The organism is Halorarum halophilum (assembly GCF_013401515.1).
Taxonomy (GTDB): Archaea; Halobacteriota; Halobacteria; order Halobacteriales; family Haloferacaceae; genus Halorarum; species Halorarum halophilum.
Window position 1 is genome coordinate 2,515,540 of the sequence record NZ_CP058529.1, and the last position, 23,247, is coordinate 2,538,786.

Genomic DNA, 23,247 nt, shown 5'->3' on the forward strand with positions numbered 1-23,247 from the left:
ATGAAGCGACTGACCGCGCTGCTGGCTGCCGCGATGCTGGTGACCGCCGGCCTCCCGGCGGCGGCCGCGGTCGCGGGCCAGCCCTCGGACTCGGGCGTCCAGCCGGGCGCGCAGTTCGCGGGCGCCGTCGGCGTCCAGGGTGCCGAGGTGGAGGGAGAGGTCGAGGAGCGCGCGCTCGACCGGCGGTTCGCGGCGGCGGACTCGAACGATTCGCGGGCGAGGGTCGTCGCGGCGGAGTCCGAACAAGCGAGCGAACGACTCGAAGCGCTCCGGGAGCGGCGCTCGGACCTCCGCGAGCGCCACGAGAACGGCAGCGTCTCCGAGTCCGAGTACCGGGCCAGGCTCGCGAACATCGCTGCCGAGGCGCGGACGCTCGAACGCCGGCTGAACGGGACCGCCGCGGCAGCCCGCTCGCTGCCGCCGGAGGCGGCCCGCGAGCGCGGCGTGAACGCCTCGGCGATCGCCGGGCTCCGCGATGAGGCCGACGACCTCGACGACGACGAGGCCGCGGAGGCCGCGCGGGGCGTCGCCGGCAACGGCGTCGGTAACGGGCTCGGCCCGCCCGAGGACGCCGGCCCGCCCACGGACGGGAACGAAGGGGACGACAACGAACGGAGCAGCGACGACCGCGGGAACGGCGGCGACGGCGGTCCCCCGGACGACGCCGGTCCCGACGAGCGACGCGGGGGCGGCGCGAACGACCGCGCGAACGGAAACGGGACGGCCGACGGCAACGCCTCGGACGACGACGCCGGCGCAGATCAGGGCGCCGACGACCCCGGCGAGAACGCGAGTCGGCCCGACGACCGCGGGAACGGAGCCGGCGGCGCCGACGCCGAAAACGGTTCGGGCGGCGGCCCCGGCGAGAACCGGGGGAACAGCGCGGACGACCGGGGTAACGACGAGGGGATAGCTGACGACGACGCGGCCGAGGGCGACGACTCCACCGACGACCCCACCGCTGACGACGCGACCCTCACCCCCACCCCGACTGAGGGGTGACCTCGCGAAATCGGTAAGTGCCCCGGCGTGCCAACGTACGGCATGGACCAACCCGGCCGGGCGTTCTTCCGCGAACTCGGACGGTTGAGCGCCGCCCCCGCGGCCATCACCCGCCCGGACGCCGGCCCGTCCCGCCTGGCGTTCGCGGCCCTCGTCGCGGTCGTCGCCCTCCTCCTCGGCGTCGTCTCGCCCGTCTACGCCGTCGGATTCCTCCTCGCGGCGCTCGTCCTGGCGACCGCCGTCTCCGCGGTCGAGATCGTCCAGGCGTACGAGCGCCGTGCGCTCACCGTGTTCGGCGGCTACCGCGGCCTGCTCGACCCGGGGCTCCACATCGTCCCGCCGTTCGTCTCCCGGACGTACCGCTTCGACCTCCGGACGATCACGATCGACGTGCCCCGACAGGAGGCGATCACCCGCGACAACTCGCCGGTGACCGCCGACGCGGTCGTGTACGTCCGGGTCGTCGACGCGAAACGGGCGTTCCTCCAGGTGGACGACTACCGGAACGCGACCGCGCTGCTCGCCCAGACGACCCTCCGTGCCGTGCTCGGCGACATGGAACTCGACGACACGCTCTCGCGCCGGAGCGAGATCAACGCCCGAATCCGGGAGGGGCTCCAGGGGCCGACCGACGACTGGGGTGTCGAGGTGGAGATGGTCGAGGTGCGCGAGGTGCTCCCCACGCCGGTCGTCCGCGGCGCGATGGAGGAGCAGACCTCCGCCGAGCGCCGCCGCCGTGCGATGATTCTCGAGGCGCAGGGCGAACGCCGCGCGGCCGTCGAGTCCGCCGAGGGCGACCGGGTCTCCAACGTCCTCACGGCGCAGGGGGAGAAGCAGGCGTCCGTGCTGGAGGCGCAGGGCGACGCCGTCGCGACGGTGCTCCGCGCCCGCGCCGCCGAGTCGATGGGCGAGCGCGCCATCGTCGACAAGGGGCTGGACGCGCTCGTCGACGTCGGGCGGGGCGAGTCCACGACGTTCGTCCTCCCGCAGGAGCTCACCTCGCTCGTCGGTCGCTACGGCCGGCGGCTCTCGGGGAGCGACGTGGCCACGGGCCGGGCGCTCGAGGGCCGCGACTTCGACGACGAGGAGCGCGAGCTACTGGGACTGGACGACATCGGAAGCATCGTCGGTAACGGCGAGGTGGAGACGACCACCGTCGTCGAGGGCGACGACGCGTCCCGCGGTCGGTGAGGGCCGGCGTTCGGTAACGTGGCCGTGGACCCCTCACCGGTTCCTCCACATCGACCGCGTCCGGACCCATTACTCGCAGTCCACTCGGGCCGCTACCCGTAGTGCCGTTCCACGTACTCCACGATGTCGTCGCTCCCGTAGAGCGACTCCTCCCGATCCGTGTCCACGAGGAATGGGATCTGGTCCTCCCCGCCGAACTCGGTCAGCTCCCGGTGGGTCAGTTCGTTGCGCACGTCGCCGCCCTCGTCGCCCGGCAGTCGGGGGTTGTGGATGACGTAGGAGACGCCGAGCTCCGTGAGCGCCTCGCGGACCTCCGTGCTGTGCGGACAGCCCTCCGCCTGGTACAGTTCGAGCATTCCGCCTCGTCCGTGGGCGTCCACGTCCGTCAACGTTGTCCGGTATCGGCGCCGGGTCGGGCCGCTTAAACCCCCGACCGGCCTACGTCGGGCAACGAATGAGCGACGCACGCGGGTCCGAGTTCTGTCCGCGCTGTGGCGACCCCGTCCCCGAGCGGGACGAGCCGCTCCCCGGCGAGCCGCGCGACCGCGACCGGGTGCTCTGTGACGCCTGCTACTTCGAGGACTTCGAACTCGTCGACGCGCCCGAACGCGTCGAGGTGCTCGTCTGCGCCAGCTGCGGGGCGATCCGCCGCGGGAACCGCTGGATCGACGTCGGCGCCCGCGACTACACCGACGTCGCCGTCGAGGAGGTGTCCGAGTCGCTGGGCGTCCACGTGAAGGCGGAGGACGTCCGCTGGGGCGTCGAACCCGAGCAGGTCGACCCGACGACCATCCGGATGCACTGCACCTTCTCTGGCGTCGTCCGCGGCATCCCGGTCGAGGAGGCGTTCACCGTGCCAGTGCGGATCTCGCGGGGCACCTGCGAGCGCTGCGGTCGCATCGCCGGCGGATCCTACGCCGCGACGGTGCAGGTCCGCGGGGTCGATCGCGTCCCCGACCCGGCCGAGCAGCGGGAGGCCGTCGAGATCGCCGAGTCGATGGTGGCGAGCCGGGAGGCCGACGGCGACCGCGAGGCGTTCATCACCGAGATCACCGACCAGCCCGAGGGGAAGGACGTCAAGCTCTCGACGAACAAGCTCGGGAAGGCCGTTGCGACCCGGATCACCGAGCAGCTAGGGGGCAGCTACTCCGAGGCGCCGACGCTCGTCACGGAGGACCGCGACGGCAACGAGGTGTACCGGGTCACCTTCGCGGTCCGCCTCCCGAAGTTCCGCCCCGGCGACGTCATCGACCCCGACGACGGCGACGGCCCGGTGCTCGTCAGGTCGGTACGGGGGAACCTGAAGGGCGTCCGGCTCCGGACGGGCGAGCGCTACGAGGCGGAGTTCGAGGAGGGCGAGACGCCCGACGCCGAGAAGGTCGGCGAGGCGGCCGAGGCCGCGGAGACGACCGTCGTCACCGTCGAGGACGAGAACGCTGTGCAGGTGCTCGACCCGGAGACGTACGAGGCGGTCACCGTCCCGAACCCCGACTTCTACGGCGGGGACGAGACGGTCCGGTCCCTGAAGACCGACGCGGGACTGTTCGTGCTCCCGGAGGACGAGACGGAGGAGTGAACGACCGTCCCCGTGGGGGGAACGCGCGGGATCGCTCGTTCGCTACCGCTCGAACTCGCCGTCCAGGTCCGTGTCGGGGGCGTACTCGAGGGGTTCGACCGCTCGGAGGAGGTCGAGCGCGATGGGGAACGCCATGCCGGTTCGAACCTCCCCGCTGTCGGGCGTGTACTCGACGACGGCCGCCTCGTCGAGCTTCGGCAGGTGGACGTGGTAGAGTCCGGCCCGGACGTTCGTCAGGGACCCCGTTTCGGCGGCTGGTGGGGAGGACTCGCGTCGTTCGCCCGGATCGATCGCCGCCGCCAGTTCCTCGAGCGTCACGACGGAGTCACCGGTACGTGCCATGTGCCAGCAGATCCGTCGACGCCGGGGGTCGGCTAACGCGCCGAAGAGCGAATCGGAATCTCGGTCCTCCATGGCCGGAACGACGGATTCCCGGCGGTTCGCCTCTCACCCTGAATCGTCAGGCACCTAAGTACGCAGGCGGCTCACGTCAGCGTCGACTCGACCAGCGCGGCGGTCCCCCGCCGGAGCCGTTCCGAGAGCGACTGCGAGGAGATCCCCAGCGACGCCGCGACGTCGGTCTGGCGCGCGGTCCGCGGGACGTCGTAGTAGCCCGCCTCGTAGGCCGCGAGCAGCGCCTCGCGCTGGGACTCCGTCACCCCCGACTCCCCGACGCTGTCCGCGGCCGACTCGCGGTAGATCGCCCGCAGTCGGAAGGGGAGGTCGCGCTCCCGGTGGGCACACCGGTAGCGGTCGAGCGTCTCCCGGGTCGGAAAGCGCATTCGGACCGTCCAGCCCTCGTGCGTACCCTCGGCCTCGAGGAGGACGACGTCGAGGTCGCTCCACACGGGCATCGTCGTGTTCTCGATCGCCTCCACGGTGGCCGTCGCCCGATACAGCCGTCGCGTGTCCGTCTCGGTCATCTGCTTCGGGTCGGTCACGGTCGGGTCGGCCTCGAGGCCCGCCTCGAACGCCTCGAAGTCGCCACCCTCCGCCCAGAAGATGAAGTCGCCGCCGCCGCCGTGGATGTACTCCTCCTCGTTCCGGATCACCATCCCGGGCGCTCGCTTCAGGGCGTGCTTTCCGAGGGCCATGTCGGTCGAGAACTCCACGATGAGCATACGGCCTGTTGAACGTATGTCATGATAATTGGTGGGGTTCCGATGGGCCTCGGAGAGCACTCAAAGCATATACCGCAGCGCGCGGGCAGGCGACGCTACCGGTACTCACCGTGGAGAAACGACGAAGTGACGGAAATGCTCTCGAACCGATTCAGTCGGCGCTCGCGGGACAGGGCGAGTCGGCGGCCACGTCCGACTCGGTCGTCCCCACGCCGAAGCGCTCGCAGAGCGCCGCGAACCGCTCGGGGGTGACCCCGGCGCGCGAGGCGGCCTGCTCTTTCGTGAGCGTTCCAGCGCCGTACAGCGTCAGCGCCGTCTGGACCGACTGCAGCGTCATACCTCCTCGATTGTGCAAGGCAATACATAATCCTTCGTGAGATAATATGCCACTAAGGTCGCTGTACGCCCGCGTCGGCTCTGGATATCGATACGAGGGCGCCCTACTCGCCCCACACGTCCGAGAGCGGGTGGCCCGCCATCGGGTCGTCGTCGCCGCCGCTCCCCGCGCTGGAGCCACTCCCGCCCGATCCGGCGGCGCCTCCGGCGGACCCGCTACTCGCGGGCCCGGACGCGGCGTTCCCGACGGACCGCGACGTCGACCCGCCACGGGATTCACCGCGGCCGCCTCGCCCGCCCCGCCCGCTCGACGGCCCCGGTTCGGCGTCCATGCCGGCGAGCGCGGCCGCCGGGTCGAACTCCGGCAGGTCGGGTTCGGTCATCCGGTCGACCTGCTCGCGGAACCACGGCGGCGTGTCGTGCTCGGCGCGCTCGAACAGGTCGAGCAGGCTGGAGTCGGCGAGGTAGGTGGCGCCGTAGTCGTCCGGGGCGCGGACGACGCGGCCGCAGCCCTGGATGACCGTCCGGAGGGCGGCGCGGTGGTACCACGCCCACTGGCCCTCCTCCAGGCGGCGGGCGACCCGCGAGTCGCCCGTGTTGAGGTACGGCGCCTTGCACAGCACCTGCCACCGGCAGAGGTCGCCCTTCAGGTCCAGCGCCTCCTCCATCTTCACGGAGACGAACACCTCCGGGTCCGAACTGGCCTTCCACTCCTCCAGTTGCATGTCGCGGTCCTCGCGCTCGTGGGTCCGAACGCGGGCCCGCACGCCGAACTCGCCGAACTTCTCGGCCAGCTGGCCGGCGATGGCGTAGCTGTGGGCGTGGACGAGCCCCTTCTCGTCGGGGTGTTTCGCCATCAGGCGGAGGCAGAGCCGGGCGATCTTGGGCACCGTCTCGCTCCGGTGCTCGAACGTCATCTTCCCCTGGGTCGCGTCGTATAGCGGCCGGTTCTCGACCGGGAACGTGTGCTCGACGTCGACGAGCGCGACGCGGTCCGATTTCAGCCCGACCTGCCGGCAGAACGCGTCCTTGTTGAGGATGGTCGCCGAGAGCAGACAGAACTTGTTCCCGCGGTCCCAGACGGTGTGTTTCAGGTACTTCTCGGGGTCGAGGGGCTTGATCGCTAGCTCGCCGCCCTCGCCGTCGGGCTGGTCGACGACCCAGGTCGTCGCCGAGTCGCGGTCGCGGTAGTCCTCGAGGAACCACTTCAGCTCCGAGCGGAGCTCCTGGAGCCGGTCCCGCCGGGCGGCCTCCTCGGGGGTCAGGTCCCCCTTCGCGAGCAGGTCGTCCTTCGCGCGCTCGCAGACGCCGACGAGCTGGTCGGCGAACCTCGCGGTGCGCTCGACCGGCCCGACCTCGTGGTTGTCCACGTCGGGCACCGTGATGTCGTCCCAGACGGGCACGGTGCGGGGCTTCAGTTCGATGGTCGCGTACATCTCTGCCCACTCGGCGAGCCCGTGGGCCTCGTCGACGACGACCACGTCGCGCTTGCGGAACACCTCGGAGCCGGCGGTCTGCATGAAGTACGCCAGCGTCATCGCCGCGATGGGGCGGTTGGAGGCGATGGCGCGGTCGGAGTAGTACGGACAGCGGTGCTTCACCGAGCAGTCGTAGCCGCGCTGGCGGGCGCAGGGCGCCCGGTTGACCGGCGTCGTCTCCTCGTGGGGGAGGATGCAGGTGTAGTTCGATTTCCCGCGGATGACGTTGAGGTCCTCCAGCAGGTCGTCCTCGGCGACGTCGTCGAGCTGGGACACCTGCGGCGTCGTGTAGTAGGCGCCGGTCGGCTGCGAGGGGCTGGCCTCCTCGACGGTCCGGGCCGCGCCGGCGACCGAGCGCGCGAGGAGCGACTTCCCGCTCCCGGTCGGCGCGCGTACCAAGACGACGTCGTTGCCGGCGGCGAAGGCGTCGCGGATGTCCTCCAGGGCGGCCTGCTGGGCGCCGCGGAAGGAGGGCGCGGGGAACGACGCGAGGATTCGCTCGGGGTCCACTTCTGATACTAATGGACCGTCGGCGTCGGTGTAAGGGTGTCGGATGGATTCGTCTTCCCGTGGTTTTGTTGACTGACTGTGTTCTTCGTTCGTGTCAGTGCGGATCGTATCCGTTCGCGGATTTTCGGTAGCGCATTCGGGGGAAACGTAGTGACGACCGCGAAAGCCCCCGCGGCTCTCGACTCGGGCGTCTCGCTGCGCTCCTCAGTCGCTCGCCTCCGGCTCGCTCCTTGCGGTGCTTGCGTCGTCGTCCTTCGCCGAGAGCCGCGGCCCCTTTCAGTCCCACCCGCCGGAGGTCTGGCCGAGCGGCGTAGTCCTGACTACCGGACGTACACGCCGTTGGTAGTCCTTCTTGACGTTCGCCTGTCCGACCACGGGAGTGTCGGCTATGGCGAGCGGTAGAGCGCGCTCTGGCGGTTGGCGCGCGTGACGCGAGCGCCATCGGGCGCGAGCAAACGCGCGCGAGGGATGAACGAGCCGGCGCGCCCCTGTGGCGCGCCAAAAGCGAGTGAATCGGCTGGGGAGGCCGGTGGTGTCTCGTCACGCCAAGCAGCAGTGGTCCACGCGATCGAGCAAGAAATTCCGCTCTGACCCGTTTCTCCCTCAACCTCGACGGATTTCGAACCTCCGACTGATACCCGAACCCGAAAACGGACCCTACTCCCCGCCCTCACCCAGCGCCGCGATGTCCCCCGCCGTGACCTCCTCGTCGTCCGGCAACCGGTCGATGCAGTCGTAACAGAGGAAGTGTTCGGTCCCGTCCGCCAGCTCCAGCGTCAGGCCGTCGGTGCTCCCCGTCTCGAACGACCAGAGGTCGCCGATGCCGCCGCCGACCCGAACCCGCCGGCCGCAGCCGTCACAGGACCGTTTCGCCATACACTCCCTCGAGCGAGGGGGTACAAAAGCGTCCGGACAAGGTTCTTGCCTCGCGGGACCCGATACTCCCCGATCACGTGGAACTGAACTGCGAGGGCTGCGCGGGCTGCTGTGTCGACTGGCGTCCGCTCGGTGGCGCCCCGGACCACGAGCGGCAGGGCCGGTACCGCGCGCTCGACGCCACCTACAACCTCGTCCCGATCACCCGCGACGAGGTCTGGGACTTCCTCGACGCCGGCTACGGCGACGCGCTCGCCCCGCGACTGTTCTCCGCGGACGACCCCGAGCGCGCCGTCACGGTCGACGGCCACGCGGTCGCCGCGATGGGCGACCGACCCCTCTTCCTCGTCGGCCTCCGCAAACCTCCGAAACCGGTCGCGCCGTTCGACGGCGACCGGATGTGGCTCGACACCTGCGCCTTCCTCGACCCCGAGACGCTCCAGTGCCGCATCCACGAGGACGACCTCTACCCGGAGGCGTGCGGCACCTACCCCGGCCAGAACCTCGCGCTCGACCAGGACACTGAGTGCGAACGGGTCGAGCGCGCCCACGGCGAACCCGGCGAGCGGCTCCGCGACCGCTCGGTTCCCGAGGACCTCCCGCCGCCGGCGTTCGGCCCGCAGGCGCTCGGCTCGACCGTGTTCGCCTACCCCGACCCCGCGGACCTCGACGGCGTCGTCGCCCGCCTCGAAGCCGGCGAGTCGACCCCCGAGGACCGGGCGCTGTTCGTCGGCGCCGCCGCCGGCTCCGCGCCGGGGATGCCAGAGGTGAACGAGGCCCGGGCCGAACGAGCCCACGAGCGGGCGCTCGAGGCTGATTCCTGGGTCGGCAGGGCGGCGGAAGAGTGGACACAGGCGGCCCGTGCGGCGGGCGACCGCGGCGCCCCGGCGACCGACGCGCCCGACCCGGAGCAGGTGGAGGAGGCCCGCGGCGCCCCGCCGACGCCGGGCTGGGACGCCCTGCGCGAGGACTGACCGGGGCACCCTCCGACCGCCTCGACGACCGACTCACTACACGCTTGATAATCGGGTACCAAGGGTTAATCAGGGTGCCCGCGTGGGGCGGGTATGCGCGTCCTCGTCACCGGCGCGACCGGCTTCGTCGGGAGCCGGCTCGTGCCCCAACTGCTCGCGGCGGGCCACGAGATCACGGTCCTCGTCCGCGACGCCGCCGACTACGACGCCCCGGAGGGCGTCAGGGTCCTCGAGGGCGACCTGCTCGAACCCGGCTCGGTCCGCCTCCTCGCCGGTCCCGGCGAGACGTCCGGCCAGCCGCTCGGTCGCCTGCTCGCCGCGCTCGACGTCGAGGCGGCCTACTACCTCGTCCACTCGATGCGGGCCGGCGCGGACGTCGCCGAACGGGACCGGGACGCCGCCCGCACGTTCGCCGCCGCGGCGGACGAGGCCGGCGTCGACCGCGTCGTCTACCTCGGCGGCCTCGGCGAGGCGGGCGAGGAGAGTGAACTCCCCCGGAGCCTCGCCGCCCGCCGCGAGGTCGAGTCCGCCCTCGCGGACGGGGAGTACGACCTCACGACGCTCCGGACGGGCCTCGTCGTCGGCGAGGGGGGCGCCGGTTTCGAGATGCTCCGCCAGCTCGCAGCCCGCCACTCGCTGATCGTCGCCCCGCGCTGGGTCCGCACGGAGTGTCGGCCCATCGCCATCGACGACGTGGTCGCCTACCTCGTCGGGGTGCTCGACGCCGCCGACACCGCCGGCGGGAGCTACGAGATCGGCGGCCCCGAGACGGCGAGCTACGGGGAGATCCTGCGCCGCACGAGGGAGGAACTCGGCGGCCGGCTGTACGCGATCCCGGTCCCGGTCTTCTCCCCGCGGCTCTCCTCCTCCTGGGTCGCGCTCGCCACCGACGTCGACGCGTCGGTCGTCCGGCCCCTCGTCGACGGGTTACGCGCGCCGATGGTCGTCACGGACGACGACATCCGCGAGCACGTCCCGGTGCCGCTGACGCCGGTCGACGAGGCGCTCCGCGAGGCGCTCGGCGGGACCAGGGAAGGGGATCCCGTCGAGGCACCCACCGCTGTAGCGGAGGACTGAACGTGGGCGGTCGGGCCGGTCGCTCCGCCGTGCTATCTCGGTTGCAGTCGGTCGATCGGTCGCTGTCGTGATCGTCCGGCGGGAGCTATCGGGCGACGCCGTCGCCGGTCGGCGACGACCGGCGCTACTCGTCGCGGTCGTCGGCGACGTGCTCGCAGTAATCGTCGCGTCGGCGGTCGCGGTCCCCGAAAACCGTTCCCGATCTACTCGCCCTTCATCTTCCGGAACTGGTCGAGGAGCGCCTCCGCGGACTCGCCGGAGTCGTAGGAGAGTTCGCCGCGATACTCGCTGCGCTCCTCGGCGAACTCGGTGTCCACTTGCGCTTTCTGCTCGCGTCGCTCGTGTTCGTCCTCGTCGTAAGCACCCATCGACATGGTACGCCATCACTTAGCAATATCCGTATATGAATGTAACGGTCGTTCACGTTCCGTTGATAATCGAAACGAACCCGCGAGGCGGAGGGTTCAAACGGAACGACGCGGAATCGGGACTGTGGCTCGCCCCCTTCGGTTCCGGTACGCCCCCGGCTCGTGGACCCGTGCGCGCGTCGAGTCGGACATCTACCGCCCGCTCGACTCCAACCTCGGGGCGACGATGGACGGCCCGTGGTTCAAACCGCCGTCGGGCTACGAGGCGGTCCGATTCGACATGGACGACGGGAGCCTCGCGCTGTTCTGCTGGACCGACGACGACGAGGGGCCGGAAGGCGCCGACGGCGGCGGTCCGGCCGCCTACTGGCTCGGCAACACCGAGACGCCGTCGAGCCTGTGGCGGACCGACAAGTACGCGTTCGAGGCCGCGCCGTACCCCGTTCGCCGGTGGGCCGAGAAGGAACTGCTCGCCGGCCTCCACGAGGAGGAGCCGTGGCTGGCCGACTACCCGCACGTCTCGTGGTACTTCCTCACCGTGTTCTGCTCGAAGGACGGCGCGGGGACGACCCGGCGGTTCTTCCGCGACCACGCGTCCGGGTTCCCGGACGCGACCCGCGACGACGCGCTCGCCTTCTACGAGGAGTTCCTCTCGACGGGCGTGCTCGACGACTACCGCGAGGAGATGGCCGGCAAGCTCGGCACCTCGGAGTACTTCGACGAGACGCGGATGACCGCGACGATGGGCGAGTTCGACGTGGCCCGCCTGCTGACCCTCGCGGACTACGACATCGTCCCCGAGATCGAGGTGACGACGGACCACGTCATCGACTACCGGGCCGAGCGCCCCGACGGCACCTCGACGCTCGTCGAGGTGACCCGGCCGGTCGCGCCGAACCGCCGGAGCACGAGCAACCCGGCGGCCGCCGTCCGCGACACGGTCGAGACGAAGACCTCCGGCCAGCTGGAGGCTCACGGCGGCGGGATCACGCTGTTCGTGGACTGCTCGTCGTTCCCGGACGACGACTGGGCGGCGGTGCGGGGCGAGCGCCCCGACGTCGGGCACCGGCCGGCAGTCGTGTTCCGGAGCCGTCCGGACGGTCGGACGGAGGCGTACAGCAAAGGGAGCGTCCCGCTGGAACTCGACGACGCGCTCGAGTGGGTGTAAGGCGAAGCCGAACCCGGTTCCACGGGTTCCCTAACTCGCTTCTGTTCGGATCCGATTCGACGTCGACTGGTCAGTACCGTGTCCGCGCTCGTAGGTTTGCCGTCGGATAGCGGCACGTAAGGGACCGATAACAAAACGTGAACGCTCGGACGTTCGGAACGTCCTCTGTCACCGATGGTGGCGCGAGCACCGGCCGACAGGTGGATTCCCACCATGCAGGTACTCAACCTCGTCACGAGCCCGGACGCGGAGTTCTACCGACTGCAGGTGAGGGCTCTCGAACGGCAGGGCATCGATGAGACGACGCTCGGGGTCCCTGGCGAACAGCGGTTCACGGACGACGGGGTCGATGACCGGTCGGTGCTCGACTACCTTCGGTACTACCCACAGGTGCTGCGGGAATCGTTCGACTCCTACGACCTCGTCCACGCCAACTACGGGCTGACGGCGCCGGCAGCGATCGGACAGCCGAACCTGCCGGTGGTGCTCACGCTCTGGGGGACGGACCTGATGGGGAAGTACGGCCGACTCGGTCGCCTCTGTGCCCGCCGCGCCGACGCGGTCATCGTGATGAGCGAGCGGATGGCCGAGACGCTCCCGATCGACTGTCACGTCATCCCCCATGGGGTCGACCTGGAGCAGTTCCGGCCGTTTCCCCAGCGACCGGCACGCGAGGCGATCGGCTGGCGCCACGACGCGAGCCACGTCCTGTTCCCCTACCCGGAGCAGCGACCGGTGAAGGACTACCCCCGTGCCGAGCGCGTCGTCGAGGCGGCCCGCGAGCGGTACGGGGGCGATATCGACCTGCAGACCCTGTACGGCGTCCCCCACGAGCGGATGCCGCTGTACATGAACGCCGCCGACGCGCTCCTGTTAACCTCCAGGCGTGAGGGGTCGCCCAACTCGGTGAAGGAGGCGATGGCGTGCGACCTCCCGGTCGTCGCGACCGACGTCGGCGACGTGCGCACGCGTCTGGCGGGAGTCGACGGCTCCCACGTCTGCCGGGCCGACGGGGAACTCGTCGACGGACTCGTCGACGTTCTGGAACGAGGGGAACCGTCCACCGGCCGCGAGGCGATCGCCCCGCTCGGGTTGGAGCAGATGGGCGAGCGAATCCGGGCGGTGTACGAGTCCGTGCTCGACACCCGTGCGGAACCGCAGACGGGAGCGGCCCCTACACGGAATCCGGTGTCCAGTCGCTAGGCGTTTCTTCGTCCGGAAAAACGGTCGCGGCGGGGCCGCGGCGTGGCAGACGTCGCCGCGGTGGCGGTGCCGCGGATGCTAGAACGAGACCGGGTCGGGACCGTTCTCCCCGACCGACGGGGCGTCGCGGTCGCTGTAGTACCGACGGCCGACCGCCTCGTGGCCGACGCCAGCCTGGAGCGTCTCGTACGCCTCGTTCGCCGAGTCGAACGTCTCGGCCCCCGTGCGGCCGAGCACCGCGCCGAGCGACTCCGAGCCGTCCTGGTGTTCGATTAGGGTGTCGCCGTACGCGTCGATGAGTTCGCCGCTCGTTGCGGGGTACTCGTGGCCGCTCAGGAGTTCTCCGGTTCCGTTCAGGCGCATCGAGTGGACGAAGCCGAGGGGAGAATATAACGATTGTCCATGTACGACCTTCGAGGCTCCGGCATTCCTTAATGGTCCTTAATGGTGCGTCGGTAACACGCGTCCCGGACGTCCGTCGCGGGCGGTCGACGGGTCGACGGTCGCCCACGGCCCATCGCAAGCGCTTTTCGCCGGGGCGGTGCAGGCCCGGTATGGTCGTCGCGGACCTCCACGCGCACACGACGGTGTCGGACGGGACCCTGACGCTCGGGACGCTCCCCGCCGCCGCGCGGGCGGCCGGGGTCGAGGTCGTCGCCGTGACGGACCACGACCGGTTCCATCCGGGCCTCAACGCTCCCGTCACCGACCTGGCGGGAATCACGGTCGTCCGAGGCATCGAACTCCGCGTCGACGCCGGCTTCGAGGAGGTGGACCTCCTCGGCTACGGCCTCGAGGAGACCGAGGCGCTCCGCGCCGAGTGCGAGCGCCTCCAGCGGAACCGGATCGAGCGGGGTCGACGGATCGTCGAGTGCGTCGAGACGGAGACGGACGTCGACCTCAGCCTCGAACCCCGCGTGGGACTCGGTCGCCCGCACATCGCCCGCGCCATCGCGGAGAGCGAGGCGCCGTACGACTTCGAGGGCGCCTTCGAGCACCTCATCGGCGACGACCGCCCATGCTACGTCGGCAGGGACGTGACGCCGCTCGACGAGGGGATCGACCTGCTCTCGGACGCCTGCGCCGTCGTCGGACTCGCCCACCCGTTCCGGTACGACGACCCCGACGCGGCGCTGGCGCTGTGTGAACGCCTGGACGCGGTCGAGCGCTTCTACCCCTACGGCGACCGCGGCACCGACGACCCAGGGCGCGTCGAGGCGATCGCGGCGGAGCACGACCTGCTCCTCACGGGGGGGAGCGACGCGCACGGCGAGGAACTCGGCGCGGCGGGCCTCGACCGTTCGGGGTGGGAGCGCGTCGAGCGCCGGTTGTCGGAGGGGCGGGCTTAACTACGAGGGCGCCGTTGTTTCGAACACATGCAGTGTCACTACTGCGATCGCGAGGCCGCGTTCACCGCCGAACAGGACGGACTGCGGGTGGGCCTCTGCGAGCGGCACTTCCGCGAACGCGTCGAGGAGCTCGCGGAGCGCGAGGGACTCGAGGCGCTCCGCGAGCAGGTCGACGTGACCCAGACCGAGCAGGAATAGGTCCGCCGCTCCGTCGCTCGCCACCGTCCGCCGTCTCACCCGCCCCTCTCGCCCTCCCGATCCGCCCGCCACTCGTGCGCCAGCAACCCGTAGCGTAGCGTGTTGCGACGCACCCGCTCGCTGCCCCAGACGTCGTCTTCCCGGGGGCGGCAACGAGCGGGGAAGGGTGACTGACGGGAACTCCCGGTCAGATGGCTCACCAGAGCAGGTCGACGCCGAACAGGTAGAGGCCGGCGAGCGCGGCCTCGAAGCAGAGCGTCCCGACGGCCGAGAGGAGGACGAACTTCCGGTCGTCCATCTCCGCGAGCCCGGCGGGGACGGTGAGCATCCCGCGGGTGAACAGCAGCGAGTTCGAGACGGGGACGACGACGGGGCCCCAGCGGTCGAACCAGCCGTCGAAGCGGTCGAGCGTGTCCTCGCTCACGCGGAACCAGCGCTTCTTGAGGAGCCACTCCCGGCCGCCGCGCTCGGCCAGTTTGAACAGCGCGTACTGGCCGACCGTGGCGCCGAGCACGGCGACGCCGATGATGGCGACGACGCGGTCGGGCCCGTGGCCCAGGAGGACGAGCGACCCCGGGACGATGAGTTCGCTCGGCACGAAGTACATCAGCATCGCGCCCTCGAGGACGAACACGCCGAACAGGAACAGGTAGGCGTACTCCGAGCCGACGAGGTCCTGGAACCACGGGGGGAACTCGCCGACGATGTTCTGCAGGGGGACCGGCACGCCCATCGATTGCCCTCCGGCCGATATATCGTTTTTGTCCTGGCCTGCGTAGTGCTTTCCTCCCGACTGGTGCCCCGTTTGCCAGAACCACGGTTCCATCTGGATTCGCCGACCCGAGGTCGACGGGATGCGGCGGGCGCACAGCGAGCGGCCTCGAAGTTCTCGTGAGCGACCGGGGGGAGCGAACGAGAGCACGCGAGTCGAACGAAGTGAGTCTCGCGGAGGGCCGCGAGCCGCGCCCGCCGGGGAGGCGTGGGGAGCCACCGCGATGCGGCCCGACCTCCCACAGGGGCTTTCGAGGTCCGCACCTCGGCAACAAGAACCGCCCCGATTCGACAAACGGCCCTCAGATCACCACCCGAAACCAACGGATAGTACCCGACGGCGTTTTTAGGACGCCCCCGCTCACCCCCGGTATGGACCTCACGGACCGGCCGCGCCGCCTCCGAACCGACGGCGTCAGGCCGCTCGTCTCGGAGACGGAGCTCGACGCCTCGGACCTCATCGCGCCGGTGTTCGTCGACGCGACGACCGACGAGCGCGTCGAGATCGAGTCGATGCCGGGCCACGAGCGCGTCCCCGTCGAGCAGGCCGCCGCCCGCGTCGCCGAGGTGCGCGAGACGGGCGTCGAGGCCGTCATCGTCTTCGGCATCCCCGAGTCGAAGGACGAGGTCGGCTCGCGGGCCTACGCCGAGGACGGCGTCGTCCAGGAGGCCGTCCGCGAGATCAGCGCCGAGACGGACGCCTACGTCATCACGGACGTCTGCCTCTGCGAGTACACCGACCACGGCCACTGCGGGGTCCTCGAGGAGGACGCGGCCGAGGACCCAACCCTGACCGTGAAGAACGACGAGACGCTCGACCTCCTCAGAAGAACCGCCGTCTCGCACGCCGAGGCCGGAGCGGACATGATCGCACCCTCGTCGATGACCGACGGGATGGTCGGCGCGATCCGGGAGGGGCTGGACGAATCCGGCTTCGCCGAGGTGCCGATCATGAGCTACGCGGCGAAGTACGAGTCGGCGTTCTACGGCCCGTTCCGGGACGCCGCGGACGGCGCGCCCGCGTTCGGCGACCGCCGGCACTACCAGATGGACCCCGCCAACGGCCGCGAGGCGCTCCGGGAGACGAGGCTCGACGTCGAGCAGGGCGCGGACGTGCTGATGGTGAAGCCGGCGCTGCCATATCTGGACGTGGTCTCGTCCCTCCGGCGGGAGTTCGACCACCCCGTCGCCGCTTATAATGTAAGCGGGGAGTACGCGATGCTCCACGCCGCTGCGGATCGGGGGTGGCTGGACCTGGAGGCGGCGGCCTACGAGTCGCTGCTTTCGATCAAGCGGGCCGGGGCGGATCTGATCCTGACGTACTTCGCCGAGGATCTGGCTGATCAGTTGTAGAGCCGTGTTCCCGTTTTGAGCGCTTGCCGGTGGTGTAGCGGAGGAGTGGGTCACTAGCCCCATGCGTCATGAGAACCACACCCTCCCCAGCCGATTCGCTCACGGCCGGCGCGGCACGGGGCCGCGCCGGCTCGCTCATCCCTCGCGCGCGTCTGCTCGCCTTCGGCACGCAGTCACGCGTGCCACCCGCCAGAAAACGCTGAGCGAACCGCTGCTGCTGACGAGTTCGAAAACCAGCGAAATTCCTACTCCAGCAGTTCCACAAGTAACGCCTTCTGCGCGTGCATCCGGTTCTCCGCCTGCTCCCACACTAGCGTCCGGTCAGACTCCAGCACGTCGTCGGTGATCTCCTCGCCGCGGTGGGCCGGCAGGCAGTGCATCACCTTCGCGTCCGTGTCGGCCAGCAGGTCCTCGTTCAGCTGGTACCCCTCGAACGCGGGCAGCTTCTCCTCGCGCAGTTTCTCCTGGCCCATGCTCACCCAGACGTCGGTGTAGACGACGTCCGCGTCCGCGACCGCCTCCTTGGGCGAGTCGGCCAGCGTCGGTTCCCCGCCGGCCTCCGCCGCGCGCTCGATGCAGTCCTCGCCGAGGCCGTAGCCCTCGGGCGTGGCGACCGTGAGGTCCAGCCCCGCCAGACCGCAGCCCACGGCGAACGACCGGGCGACGTTGTTGCCGTCGCCGACCCACGCGACCGAGACGTCCTCGAACCCGCCGAACGCCTCCCGTATCGTCTGGAGGTCCGCGAGCGTCTGGCACGGGTGCGCGTCGTCGGTCAGCCCGTTGACCACCGGCACGTCGGCGTACTCCGCGAGGATCTCGAGGTCCGAGTGGTCGAACAGCCGCGCCATGATGGCGTCGACGTAGCCCGAGAGCGCCCGGGCGGTGTCCTTCAGCGGCTCGCCGTGGCCCAGTTGGATGTCCTCTGGACCGAGGAACATCGCGTGCCCCCCGAGCTGGGTCATCCCCGTCTCGAAGGACGCCCGCGTGCGGGTCGAGGGCTTCTCGAACAGCATCGCGAGCGTCGTCCGGGGGAGCCGCGTGAGGTCCCTGCCGGACTTCAGCGCGGTCGCGCGGTCGAGGACCGTCGCGAGCTGGGCGGACGAGAGGTCGTCCACGTCGAGCATGTCGGTCGGGAACGGTTCGTCGGTGGTCGTGGCGGCGTCGTGAGTTGGTGTGCTCATACGGGGTCTCAGTCGCTGAGGCGCTCGCCGACCGCACACAGCACGTCGACTGCGCGGTCGAACTCGGCGAGCGCGAGGCGTTCGTTCGGGTCGTGGTCCAGGTCGGAATCGCCGGGGCCGTAGGTCGCCATCGGGGCGTCCCAGGCCGCGGCGAACAGGTTCACGTCGGCGGTGCCGGTCTTGCGGAGGAGTCGAGGGTCGCCCCCCGCTCGTCGGATCGCCCCCCTGAACGCCGTCGCCACCTCGCTCCGCGGGCTGGTCATCACGGGGGGGATGGGCTCCTCCCAGTGGACCGTCCCCGCGTCGAGTTCGGCGTCGGCCCGCTCGCGCACGTCGGCCGCCTCCATCTCTGGCGGCACGCGGAACTGCACGTCCATCGTCGCCTCCATCGACAGCCCGTCCTTCGAGAGCCCGCCGTCGAAGCGAACCGGCTTCGTCGTCACCCCCTCGAACACGGGTTCGTAGTCCTCCGTCTCGAAGGAGTCCTCGACCCGGCGCCACCAGTCCATCGCGTGCTCGACCGCGTTGGGGTCGGGCCGCGAGGTGTGGCCGGACTCGCTCGTCGCGACGTAGGTGCCGGCGAGAAAGCCGCGGTAGCCCAGCGTCACCCCGTCCCAGCCGGACGGCTCGCCGTTGACGACCGCGTCGGGTTCCTCGCGGTCCTCCACCAGGAACCGGGCGCCCCGGGAGTCGGTCTCCTCGCCGACGACGCCGGCGAAGGAGACGCCCGTCTCGACGGCCGCGACGGCCATCGAGGCGAGGGGGCCGGTGGCGTCGACGCTGCCGCGACCCCACAGTACCGCGTCGCCGTCGGGCGAGTACTCGTCCTCCGCGTCGTGTTCCACGCGGACGGGAATGTCGCCAGGGACCGTGTCGATGTGGGAGGTCAGCAGCACCGAGTCGTCCGCGGGCGCGCGGACGTTCCCGACCTCGTCCACGAACACCTCGCGGTCGTGTGCCGCGAAGAACGCCGCCAGGCGCTCGGCGGCCTCGGCCTCCTCGCCCGACGGCGAGGGGATGGAGACGAGGTCGTACAGCAACTGGCGTCCCTCCGTGTCGAGCGCGTCGTCGACGGCGGCGGCCATCTACAGCACCTCCGTCAGCGCGTCGACGACCGCGTCGACGTGCTCCTCCTCGACCACCAGCGGCGGGAGCAGGCGCAGCACCGACCGGCCGGCCGGGAGCGCGAGCACCTCGTGGTTCAGCGCGAGGTCGCGCAGCAGGCGGTTCGACCCGCGCTTCACCTCGATGCCGACCATGAGCCCCTGCCCGCGCACCTCGCGGACGCCCAGGTCGTGCTCCTCGATGGCGGCCGACAGCTCGTCGTGGAGGTAGTCGCCGACCGCCTCGGCGTGGCCGGGCAGGTCGTCCCCGACGATGCCGTCGAGCGTCGCGTTCGCGGCGGCGGCGACGAGCGGCCCGCCGGAGAACGTCGAGCCGTGGTCGCCCGCCTCGTCGGCGAGCCAGTCGGCACACAGCGTCGCGCCCATCGGCAGGCCCGACGCGAGCCCCTTCGCGGTCGTGAGCGCGTCGGGGACGACGCCCGCGTGCTCGCAGGCCCACAGCGCGCCCGTCCGGCCGAGACCCGTCTGGATCTCGTCGAACACCAGCGCCGCACCGGCGTCCTCGGTCAGTTCGCGGGCTGCCTGCAGGTAGTCGGCCGTCGCGGGGTTCACCCCGCCCTCGCCCTGCACGGGTTCGAGGAAGACGGCCGCCGTCTCGTCGTCGACGGCGTCGGCGAGTTCGTCCGCGTCGCCGTAGTCGACGAACTCCACGCCGCCGGCCAGCGGCTCGAACGCGGCGCGGTACTTCTTCTTCCAGGTCATCGCCAGCGCGCCCATCGTCCGGCCGTGGAACCCGCGCTTGGCCGCGACGATCTTCTCCCGGCCGGTCGCCGAGCGGGCGAACTTCATCGCCGCCTCGTTCGCCTCCGTCCCGGAGTTGCAGAGCCACACCTTCCGGAGGTCGCCGGGCGCGAGCGCGCCGAGTTTCCCGTACAGCTCGGTGCGGGCCTCGACGGGGTACGAGCCCTGGACGTACAGCAACTCGGCGGCCTGCTCCCGGATCGCATCCACGACCGCGGGCGGGCAGTGCCCGAGCGGCGTGCAGGCGTAGGAGGCGCCGAAGTCGAGGTACTCCGTGCCGTTCGTGCCCGTGAGGTGGACGCCCTCGCCGGAGTCGATGCCGAGCGGCTTCTCGGAGAAGACGAACCCCTCGCCGAGTTCGTCCTCGGCGACGTCGAGGGAACTCACTGCTCCACCCCCTCAGCGTCGTCGTCGCCGGCGTCGCTGCCGGGTTCGACCACGGCGGCGCGGTCGATCCGCGTGCCGGCACCGTCGAGCGCGGCGACGATGGGGTCGCGGACGTTCGCGTCCGAGACGTACACCGCCGCGGCACCGCCCTCCAGCGCCTCCTTCGCGGCCATCACCTTGCGGGTCATGAACCCCTCCGCGGCCGACTCCAGGGCCTCGAAGTCCGCGGGGGTGTCGACGGCGCCGATGAGCGTGTCGGCGTCGTCGGGGTCCTCGTACACGCCGGCGACGTCCGTCAGGACGACCAGTTCGCCGCCGAGCGCGCCCGCGACGGCCGCGGCCGCGCGGTCGGCGTCGGTGTTGACCGCCGCGACGTCGCCGTCGCTCTCCTCTCCGAGCATCGGCGGCGAGAGTACCGGCGTGTAGCCGTCGGCGAGCAACCCGGACAGCAGCCCGTCGTTGACGGCGTCGATGCGGCCAGAGTGGTCGCCGCGCTTGATCTTCTTCTTGCCGTCCTCCAGCACGCGGACCGCCGACTTGCGGGGGCCGGCCAGGAGGCCGCCGTCGACGCCCGAGAGGCCGAGCGCGTCGACGCCGGCGTTCCGGAGCCCGACGACGAGTTCGGTGTTGAGCTTGCCGGGCAGCGCCATCTCGAACACCTCCATGGTGTCCTCGTCGGTGAAGCGTCCGGTGACGCCGCCGGGCGTCTCGACGTACTCGGGCTCGCGACCGAGCGCCTCGAGCTGGTCGTCCACCTCGGTGGAGCCGCCGTGGACGACGACGACCCACCGGCCGTTGGCGACGAGGTGGGCCACGTCGCCGACCGCGCCCGCGGGGTCGACAGCGCGGGCGCCGCCGAGCTTCACGACGACTGGCGGGAGGTCGCCGCCGTCGGTGAGCAGGTTCGGGGTCGCGGAGGCGCAGGGGGTCTCCGTCATGGCGACCCCACGGGGTGGAGCCCCAGTTGATCCAGCCCGGTCGTCTCCTCCAGGCCGAGCGCGACGTTGGCGGCGTGGACCGCCTGGCCGGCCGAGCCCTTCATCATGTTGTCGATGGCGCCGAACGCCACGACGCGCTTGTTTCCGGGGTCGAGCGCGAAGCCGACCTCCGCGCGGTTCGTCCCCGCGACCGCCTTCGGCTCGGGGTAGCGGTACGTCCCGCCGCCGCCGGCGACGACGTCGACGAACGGTTCGTCCTCGTACGCCTCGCGGTAGGCGCCCCAGAGGTCGCCCTTCGTGACGGGGCCGCCGGGGAAGGCGTGACACGTCGCCGAGGCGCCGCGGACCATCTCCACCGCGTGGACGGTGAACGCGGTCGAGAGGCCGAGGTACGCCTCCAGCTCCGCCTCGTGGCGGTGCCCGGTGGGCGCGTACGGGCGGACGACGCCCGAGCGCTCGGGGTGCGAGGAGGCCTTTCCGCCACCGGCGCCGCCCTCCGAGGAGCCGACCTTCACGTCCACGACGACCCGATCGCCGTCGGAGACGAAGCCGGCGTCCACGAGCGGCTTCATCGCCAGCAGCGTCGCCGTCGCGTTACAGCCGCCTGCGGCGATCAGATCCGCGCCGGCGAGGTTCTCGCGGTTCAGTTCCGGGAGCGCGTACTCCGCGTCGGCGAGGTGTTCGGTCGCCGTGTGGCCGTCGTACCACTCGTCGTAGGCGTCGGCCTCGGGCAGGCGGAAGTCCGCAGAGAGGTCGACGACGAGCCCCGCGGCGTCGCGGAACGAGTCGATGTGTTGCATGGAGACGCCGTGGGGCGTCGCCGCGAACAGCACGTCCACGGACTCCAGCTCCTCCGGCGAGGAGAAGCGGAGGTCGAGCCCCCGCAGGTTCGGGTGGACGTAGCCCACCGTCTTGTTCTCGTACTCGCGCGAGGTCGCCTGGACCACCTCGAACGCGGGGTGGCCGACGAGCAGGCGCAGCAACTCGCCGCCGGTGAAGCCGGAGCCGCCGACGACCGCGGCGGTGAACCGGCTCATACCGCGGCCGCCTCCGCCGCCACGTCGGCCTTGAGTTCGAGCCAGTCGACGACCGCGGCGGGTACGTCGACGTCGACGCAGTCGTTCAGTGCCTTGAACTCGACCGTGTGGTTCACCTCGTGGACGGTGTACTCGCCGCTACCGGCGCCGCCGACCTCCATGAGGTCGACGCCGAGCAGGCCGCCGCCGACCGCGTCGCTTGCTTCGCGCACCAGCGTTCCCGCCTCGTCGTCCAGTTCGAACTCGTTCGTCTCGCCGCCCTTCGCGGCGTTCGTGAGCCAGTGTTCGGAGGTTCGCGTCATCGCCGCGACGGGTTCGCCGTCGCAGGCCAGCACGCGCACGTCGCGGCCGGGCTTCTCGACGAACTCCTGGACGTAGAACACCTTGTGCTCGTAGTGGCCGAGCGTCTCCTTGTGTTCGAGGATGGCCTCGGCGGCCGAGCGGGTGTCGATCTTCGCCATCAGGCGGCCCCACGAGCCGATGACCGGTTTCAGCACGCAGGGGTAGCCGAACTGCTCGATGGTCTCGAGGGCGGCGTCGACGGTGAACGCGACCTCCGTCGCGGGCGTGGGGACGCCGGCCGAGTCGAGCGCTAGGCTGTTCTTCACCTTGTTCGCGCACGTCTCTGCCGTCTCCGGCGTGTTGACGACGGGGACGCCGTAGTGGCGCATGAACTTCGTCGCGTACAGCGAGCGCGAGGTGGCGAGACAGCGGTCCAGCACGAGGTCGCAGCCGGCCGCGTCGGCGTTCATCCCGTCGAGCCCGAACTGGAGCTTCCGCACGTCCAGTTTCTCGACCTCGTGGCCGCGGTCGCGCAGCTCCGAGAGGAGCAGCTTCTCGTCCCTGCGGATCCTAGAGTAGAGGAGCCCGACCTTCATCTCACTCCCCCCAGTCCTCTTCGAGCTCCGGGGCTCGCTCGAGGACCGGCGGGGAGACGTCCACCACTTCCAGCTCCGCACCGCAGGTTCCACAGTCGATGATCTCTCCGACCTCCAGGTCGTCGTGCAGGGTCACGTCCGCCCCGCACTCGACGCATTCTGCTTCCGTCATGATGTACTCCATCGTAGCGGCGTCTACACCTTTAATCCGTCGATTCCGTCAGAGAAAATAAGTATCGGAGTCGTCGCTAATCGGGTCGTGAGGGGCTGCATCCGCCGTGTTCCGTTTCGATGTCGGAATTGTGAGATAGTGGCCCAGGAAGGGCCGGCGGGATCGGCGCCGGGGTCGGAGCGACGACCGGCGCCGGAGTCGGCGTGGCGGCCGGTGCTCGTCGGGCCTGGGGTCGTCG

Annotated in this window: 26 protein-coding genes; 10 read left to right on the top strand and 16 right to left on the bottom strand. The window is 70.8% G+C overall.

Annotation, left to right across the window (positions count from 1 at the left end; all coding sequences use genetic code 11):
- Complete coding sequence (locus HUG10_RS12675) at positions 1-1,002, top strand: DUF7096 domain-containing protein (RefSeq protein ID WP_179169923.1); 1,002 nt, start codon at positions 1-3, stop codon at positions 1,000-1,002.
- Positions 1,003-1,044: 42 nt separating this feature from the next.
- On the top strand, positions 1,045-2,193 hold the full coding sequence (locus HUG10_RS12680) for an SPFH domain-containing protein (RefSeq protein ID WP_179169924.1): 1,149 nt from the start codon (positions 1,045-1,047) through the stop codon (positions 2,191-2,193).
- A 92-nt stretch (positions 2,194-2,285) separates the two neighbouring features.
- Here the strand turns inward: HUG10_RS12680 and HUG10_RS12685 are convergent, their stop codons facing one another.
- The gene (locus HUG10_RS12685; RefSeq protein ID WP_179169925.1) at positions 2,286-2,549 is read right to left on the bottom strand and encodes a glutathione S-transferase N-terminal domain-containing protein; all 264 of its coding nucleotides are present in this window, start codon (positions 2,547-2,549) and stop codon (positions 2,286-2,288) included.
- 98 nt (positions 2,550-2,647) lie between these two features.
- Between HUG10_RS12685 and HUG10_RS12690 the strand changes: the two genes are divergently transcribed.
- On the top strand, positions 2,648-3,769 hold the full coding sequence (locus HUG10_RS12690; protein WP_179169926.1) for a 60S ribosomal export protein NMD3: 1,122 nt from the start codon (positions 2,648-2,650) through the stop codon (positions 3,767-3,769).
- A gap of 42 nt (positions 3,770-3,811) precedes the next feature.
- Here the strand turns inward: HUG10_RS12690 and HUG10_RS12695 are convergent, their stop codons facing one another.
- The 5 genes from HUG10_RS12695 to HUG10_RS12715 form a co-directional block, all read right to left on the bottom strand.
- Positions 3,812-4,183, bottom strand: a complete 372-nt coding sequence (locus tag HUG10_RS12695; protein WP_449272352.1) for a DUF7344 domain-containing protein — start codon at positions 4,181-4,183, stop codon at positions 3,812-3,814.
- 71 nt (positions 4,184-4,254) lie between these two features.
- Complete coding sequence (locus HUG10_RS12700) at positions 4,255-4,890, bottom strand: helix-turn-helix domain-containing protein (protein ID WP_179169928.1); 636 nt, start codon at positions 4,888-4,890, stop codon at positions 4,255-4,257.
- Between the two features lie 151 nt (positions 4,891-5,041).
- The gene (locus tag HUG10_RS12705; RefSeq protein WP_179169929.1) at positions 5,042-5,227 is read right to left on the bottom strand and encodes a hypothetical protein; all 186 of its coding nucleotides are present in this window, start codon (positions 5,225-5,227) and stop codon (positions 5,042-5,044) included.
- A 103-nt stretch (positions 5,228-5,330) separates the two neighbouring features.
- Complete coding sequence (locus HUG10_RS12710) at positions 5,331-7,214, bottom strand: helicase C-terminal domain-containing protein (RefSeq protein ID WP_179169930.1); 1,884 nt, start codon at positions 7,212-7,214, stop codon at positions 5,331-5,333.
- Positions 7,215-7,871: 657 nt separating this feature from the next.
- Positions 7,872-8,090, bottom strand: coding sequence for a DUF7561 family protein (locus tag HUG10_RS12715; RefSeq protein ID WP_179169931.1), 219 nt, complete (start codon positions 8,088-8,090; stop codon positions 7,872-7,874).
- 77 nt (positions 8,091-8,167) lie between these two features.
- On the opposite strand from HUG10_RS12715, the gene HUG10_RS12720 reads away from it, so the two are divergent.
- Positions 8,168-9,064, top strand: a complete 897-nt coding sequence (locus tag HUG10_RS12720) for a YkgJ family cysteine cluster protein (protein WP_179169932.1) — start codon at positions 8,168-8,170, stop codon at positions 9,062-9,064.
- A 93-nt stretch (positions 9,065-9,157) separates the two neighbouring features.
- Entirely contained in the window at positions 9,158-10,141 is a 984-nt protein-coding gene (locus HUG10_RS12725; protein WP_179169933.1) for an NAD(P)H-binding protein, read from the top strand.
- A gap of 203 nt (positions 10,142-10,344) precedes the next feature.
- On the opposite strand, the gene HUG10_RS12730 is transcribed toward HUG10_RS12725, so the two are convergent.
- Positions 10,345-10,515: a DUF5786 family protein gene (locus HUG10_RS12730; protein ID WP_394354963.1), complete on the bottom strand. Its 171-nt coding sequence runs from the start codon at positions 10,513-10,515 to the stop codon at positions 10,345-10,347.
- Between the two features lie 118 nt (positions 10,516-10,633).
- Between HUG10_RS12730 and HUG10_RS12735 the strand changes: the two genes are divergently transcribed.
- Together HUG10_RS12735 and HUG10_RS12740 are read left to right on the top strand one after the other, a co-directional pair.
- Positions 10,634-11,677, top strand: coding sequence for a DUF5784 family protein (locus HUG10_RS12735; protein WP_179169934.1), 1,044 nt, complete (start codon positions 10,634-10,636; stop codon positions 11,675-11,677).
- A gap of 213 nt (positions 11,678-11,890) precedes the next feature.
- Positions 11,891-12,880 (top strand): glycosyltransferase family 4 protein, encoded by a 990-nt coding sequence (locus tag HUG10_RS12740; RefSeq protein WP_179169935.1) that lies wholly within the window; start codon positions 11,891-11,893, stop codon positions 12,878-12,880.
- A gap of 78 nt (positions 12,881-12,958) precedes the next feature.
- Here the strand turns inward: HUG10_RS12740 and HUG10_RS12745 are convergent, their stop codons facing one another.
- On the bottom strand, positions 12,959-13,243 hold the full coding sequence (locus HUG10_RS12745) for a DUF5789 family protein (RefSeq protein WP_179169936.1): 285 nt from the start codon (positions 13,241-13,243) through the stop codon (positions 12,959-12,961).
- A 191-nt stretch (positions 13,244-13,434) separates the two neighbouring features.
- Here HUG10_RS12745 and HUG10_RS12750 point away from each other — a divergent pair, with 191 nt between their 5' ends.
- Both HUG10_RS12750 and HUG10_RS12755 read left to right on the top strand, forming a co-directional pair.
- On the top strand, positions 13,435-14,229 hold the full coding sequence (locus HUG10_RS12750; RefSeq protein ID WP_179169937.1) for a PHP domain-containing protein: 795 nt from the start codon (positions 13,435-13,437) through the stop codon (positions 14,227-14,229).
- A 27-nt stretch (positions 14,230-14,256) separates the two neighbouring features.
- Positions 14,257-14,427, top strand: a complete 171-nt coding sequence (locus tag HUG10_RS12755) for a DUF6757 family protein (RefSeq protein ID WP_179169938.1) — start codon at positions 14,257-14,259, stop codon at positions 14,425-14,427.
- Positions 14,428-14,623: 196 nt separating this feature from the next.
- On the opposite strand, the gene HUG10_RS12760 is transcribed toward HUG10_RS12755, so the two are convergent.
- The gene (locus HUG10_RS12760; RefSeq protein WP_179169939.1) at positions 14,624-15,160 is read right to left on the bottom strand and encodes a DedA family protein; all 537 of its coding nucleotides are present in this window, start codon (positions 15,158-15,160) and stop codon (positions 14,624-14,626) included.
- Positions 15,161-15,570: 410 nt separating this feature from the next.
- On the opposite strand from HUG10_RS12760, the gene hemB reads away from it, so the two are divergent.
- Entirely contained in the window at positions 15,571-16,551 is a 981-nt protein-coding gene (gene hemB / locus HUG10_RS12765) for a porphobilinogen synthase (protein ID WP_179169940.1), read from the top strand.
- Positions 16,552-16,796: 245 nt separating this feature from the next.
- On the opposite strand, the gene argF is transcribed toward hemB, so the two are convergent.
- The 7 genes from argF to lysW are packed head-to-tail and all read right to left on the bottom strand — an operon-like array spanning position 16,797 to position 23,009.
- A complete protein-coding gene (argF, locus tag HUG10_RS12770; RefSeq protein ID WP_394354964.1) occupies positions 16,797-17,732 on the bottom strand; it encodes an ornithine carbamoyltransferase in 936 nt (311 codons plus the stop codon).
- 8 nt (positions 17,733-17,740) lie between these two features.
- Positions 17,741-18,817 (bottom strand): [LysW]-lysine hydrolase, encoded by a 1,077-nt coding sequence (locus HUG10_RS12775; RefSeq protein WP_179169941.1) that lies wholly within the window; start codon positions 18,815-18,817, stop codon positions 17,741-17,743.
- Complete coding sequence (locus HUG10_RS12780; protein ID WP_179169942.1) at positions 18,818-19,984, bottom strand: aspartate aminotransferase family protein; 1,167 nt, start codon at positions 19,982-19,984, stop codon at positions 18,818-18,820.
- Positions 19,981-20,922 (bottom strand): acetylglutamate/acetylaminoadipate kinase, encoded by a 942-nt coding sequence (locus HUG10_RS12785; protein WP_179169943.1) that lies wholly within the window; start codon positions 20,920-20,922, stop codon positions 19,981-19,983. The genes HUG10_RS12780 and HUG10_RS12785 overlap by 4 nt, the downstream gene beginning before the upstream one ends.
- Positions 20,919-21,959 carry an N-acetyl-gamma-glutamyl-phosphate reductase gene (gene argC / locus HUG10_RS12790; RefSeq protein WP_179169944.1) on the bottom strand — a complete coding sequence of 347 codons (1,041 nt, stop codon included), beginning with the start codon at positions 21,957-21,959 and terminating at the stop codon, positions 20,919-20,921. The genes HUG10_RS12785 and argC overlap by 4 nt, the downstream gene beginning before the upstream one ends.
- The gene (locus HUG10_RS12795) at positions 21,956-22,837 is read right to left on the bottom strand and encodes a RimK family alpha-L-glutamate ligase (protein ID WP_179169945.1); all 882 of its coding nucleotides are present in this window, start codon (positions 22,835-22,837) and stop codon (positions 21,956-21,958) included. The genes argC and HUG10_RS12795 overlap by 4 nt, the downstream gene beginning before the upstream one ends.
- A 1-nt stretch (position 22,838) precedes the next feature.
- The gene (gene lysW, locus HUG10_RS12800) at positions 22,839-23,009 is read right to left on the bottom strand and encodes a lysine biosynthesis protein LysW (protein WP_179169946.1); all 171 of its coding nucleotides are present in this window, start codon (positions 23,007-23,009) and stop codon (positions 22,839-22,841) included.
- Positions 23,010-23,247: the final 238 nt, after the last annotated feature.

Bases quoted from the DNA above. Each gene is read 5' to 3' on its own strand.
- HUG10_RS12675 (WP_179169923.1), top strand. From the start codon at position 1: ATGAAGCGACTGACCGCGCTGCTGGCTGCCGCGATGCTGGTGACCGCC.
- HUG10_RS12680 (WP_179169924.1), top strand. From the start codon at position 1,045: ATGGACCAACCCGGCCGGGCGTTCTTCCGCGAACTCGGACGGTTGAGC.
- HUG10_RS12685 (WP_179169925.1), bottom strand. From the start codon at position 2,549: ATGCTCGAACTGTACCAGGCGGAGGGCTGTCCGCACAGCACGGAGGTC.
- HUG10_RS12690 (WP_179169926.1), top strand. From the start codon at position 2,648: ATGAGCGACGCACGCGGGTCCGAGTTCTGTCCGCGCTGTGGCGACCCC.
- HUG10_RS12695 (WP_449272352.1), bottom strand. From the start codon at position 4,183: ATGGAGGACCGAGATTCCGATTCGCTCTTCGGCGCGTTAGCCGACCCC.
- HUG10_RS12700 (WP_179169928.1), bottom strand. From the start codon at position 4,890: ATGCTCATCGTGGAGTTCTCGACCGACATGGCCCTCGGAAAGCACGCC.
- HUG10_RS12705 (WP_179169929.1), bottom strand. From the start codon at position 5,227: ATGACGCTGCAGTCGGTCCAGACGGCGCTGACGCTGTACGGCGCTGGA.
- HUG10_RS12715 (WP_179169931.1), bottom strand. From the start codon at position 8,090: ATGGCGAAACGGTCCTGTGACGGCTGCGGCCGGCGGGTTCGGGTCGGC.
- HUG10_RS12725 (WP_179169933.1), top strand. From the start codon at position 9,158: ATGCGCGTCCTCGTCACCGGCGCGACCGGCTTCGTCGGGAGCCGGCTC.
- HUG10_RS12730 (WP_394354963.1), bottom strand. From the start codon at position 10,515: ATGTCGATGGGTGCTTACGACGAGGACGAACACGAGCGACGCGAGCAG.
- HUG10_RS12740 (WP_179169935.1), top strand. From the start codon at position 11,891: ATGCAGGTACTCAACCTCGTCACGAGCCCGGACGCGGAGTTCTACCGA.
- HUG10_RS12745 (WP_179169936.1), bottom strand. From the start codon at position 13,243: ATGCGCCTGAACGGAACCGGAGAACTCCTGAGCGGCCACGAGTACCCC.
- HUG10_RS12750 (WP_179169937.1), top strand. From the start codon at position 13,435: ATGGTCGTCGCGGACCTCCACGCGCACACGACGGTGTCGGACGGGACC.
- HUG10_RS12755 (WP_179169938.1), top strand. From the start codon at position 14,257: ATGCAGTGTCACTACTGCGATCGCGAGGCCGCGTTCACCGCCGAACAG.
- HUG10_RS12760 (WP_179169939.1), bottom strand. From the start codon at position 15,160: ATGGGCGTGCCGGTCCCCCTGCAGAACATCGTCGGCGAGTTCCCCCCG.
- hemB (WP_179169940.1), top strand. From the start codon at position 15,571: ATGGACCTCACGGACCGGCCGCGCCGCCTCCGAACCGACGGCGTCAGG.
- argF (WP_394354964.1), bottom strand. From the start codon at position 17,732: ATGAGCACACCAACTCACGACGCCGCCACGACCACCGACGAACCGTTC.
- HUG10_RS12775 (WP_179169941.1), bottom strand. From the start codon at position 18,817: ATGGCCGCCGCCGTCGACGACGCGCTCGACACGGAGGGACGCCAGTTG.
- HUG10_RS12785 (WP_179169943.1), bottom strand. From the start codon at position 20,922: ATGACGGAGACCCCCTGCGCCTCCGCGACCCCGAACCTGCTCACCGAC.
- argC (WP_179169944.1), bottom strand. From the start codon at position 21,959: ATGAGCCGGTTCACCGCCGCGGTCGTCGGCGGCTCCGGCTTCACCGGC.
- HUG10_RS12795 (WP_179169945.1), bottom strand. From the start codon at position 22,837: ATGAAGGTCGGGCTCCTCTACTCTAGGATCCGCAGGGACGAGAAGCTG.
- lysW (WP_179169946.1), bottom strand. From the start codon at position 23,009: ATGACGGAAGCAGAATGCGTCGAGTGCGGGGCGGACGTGACCCTGCAC.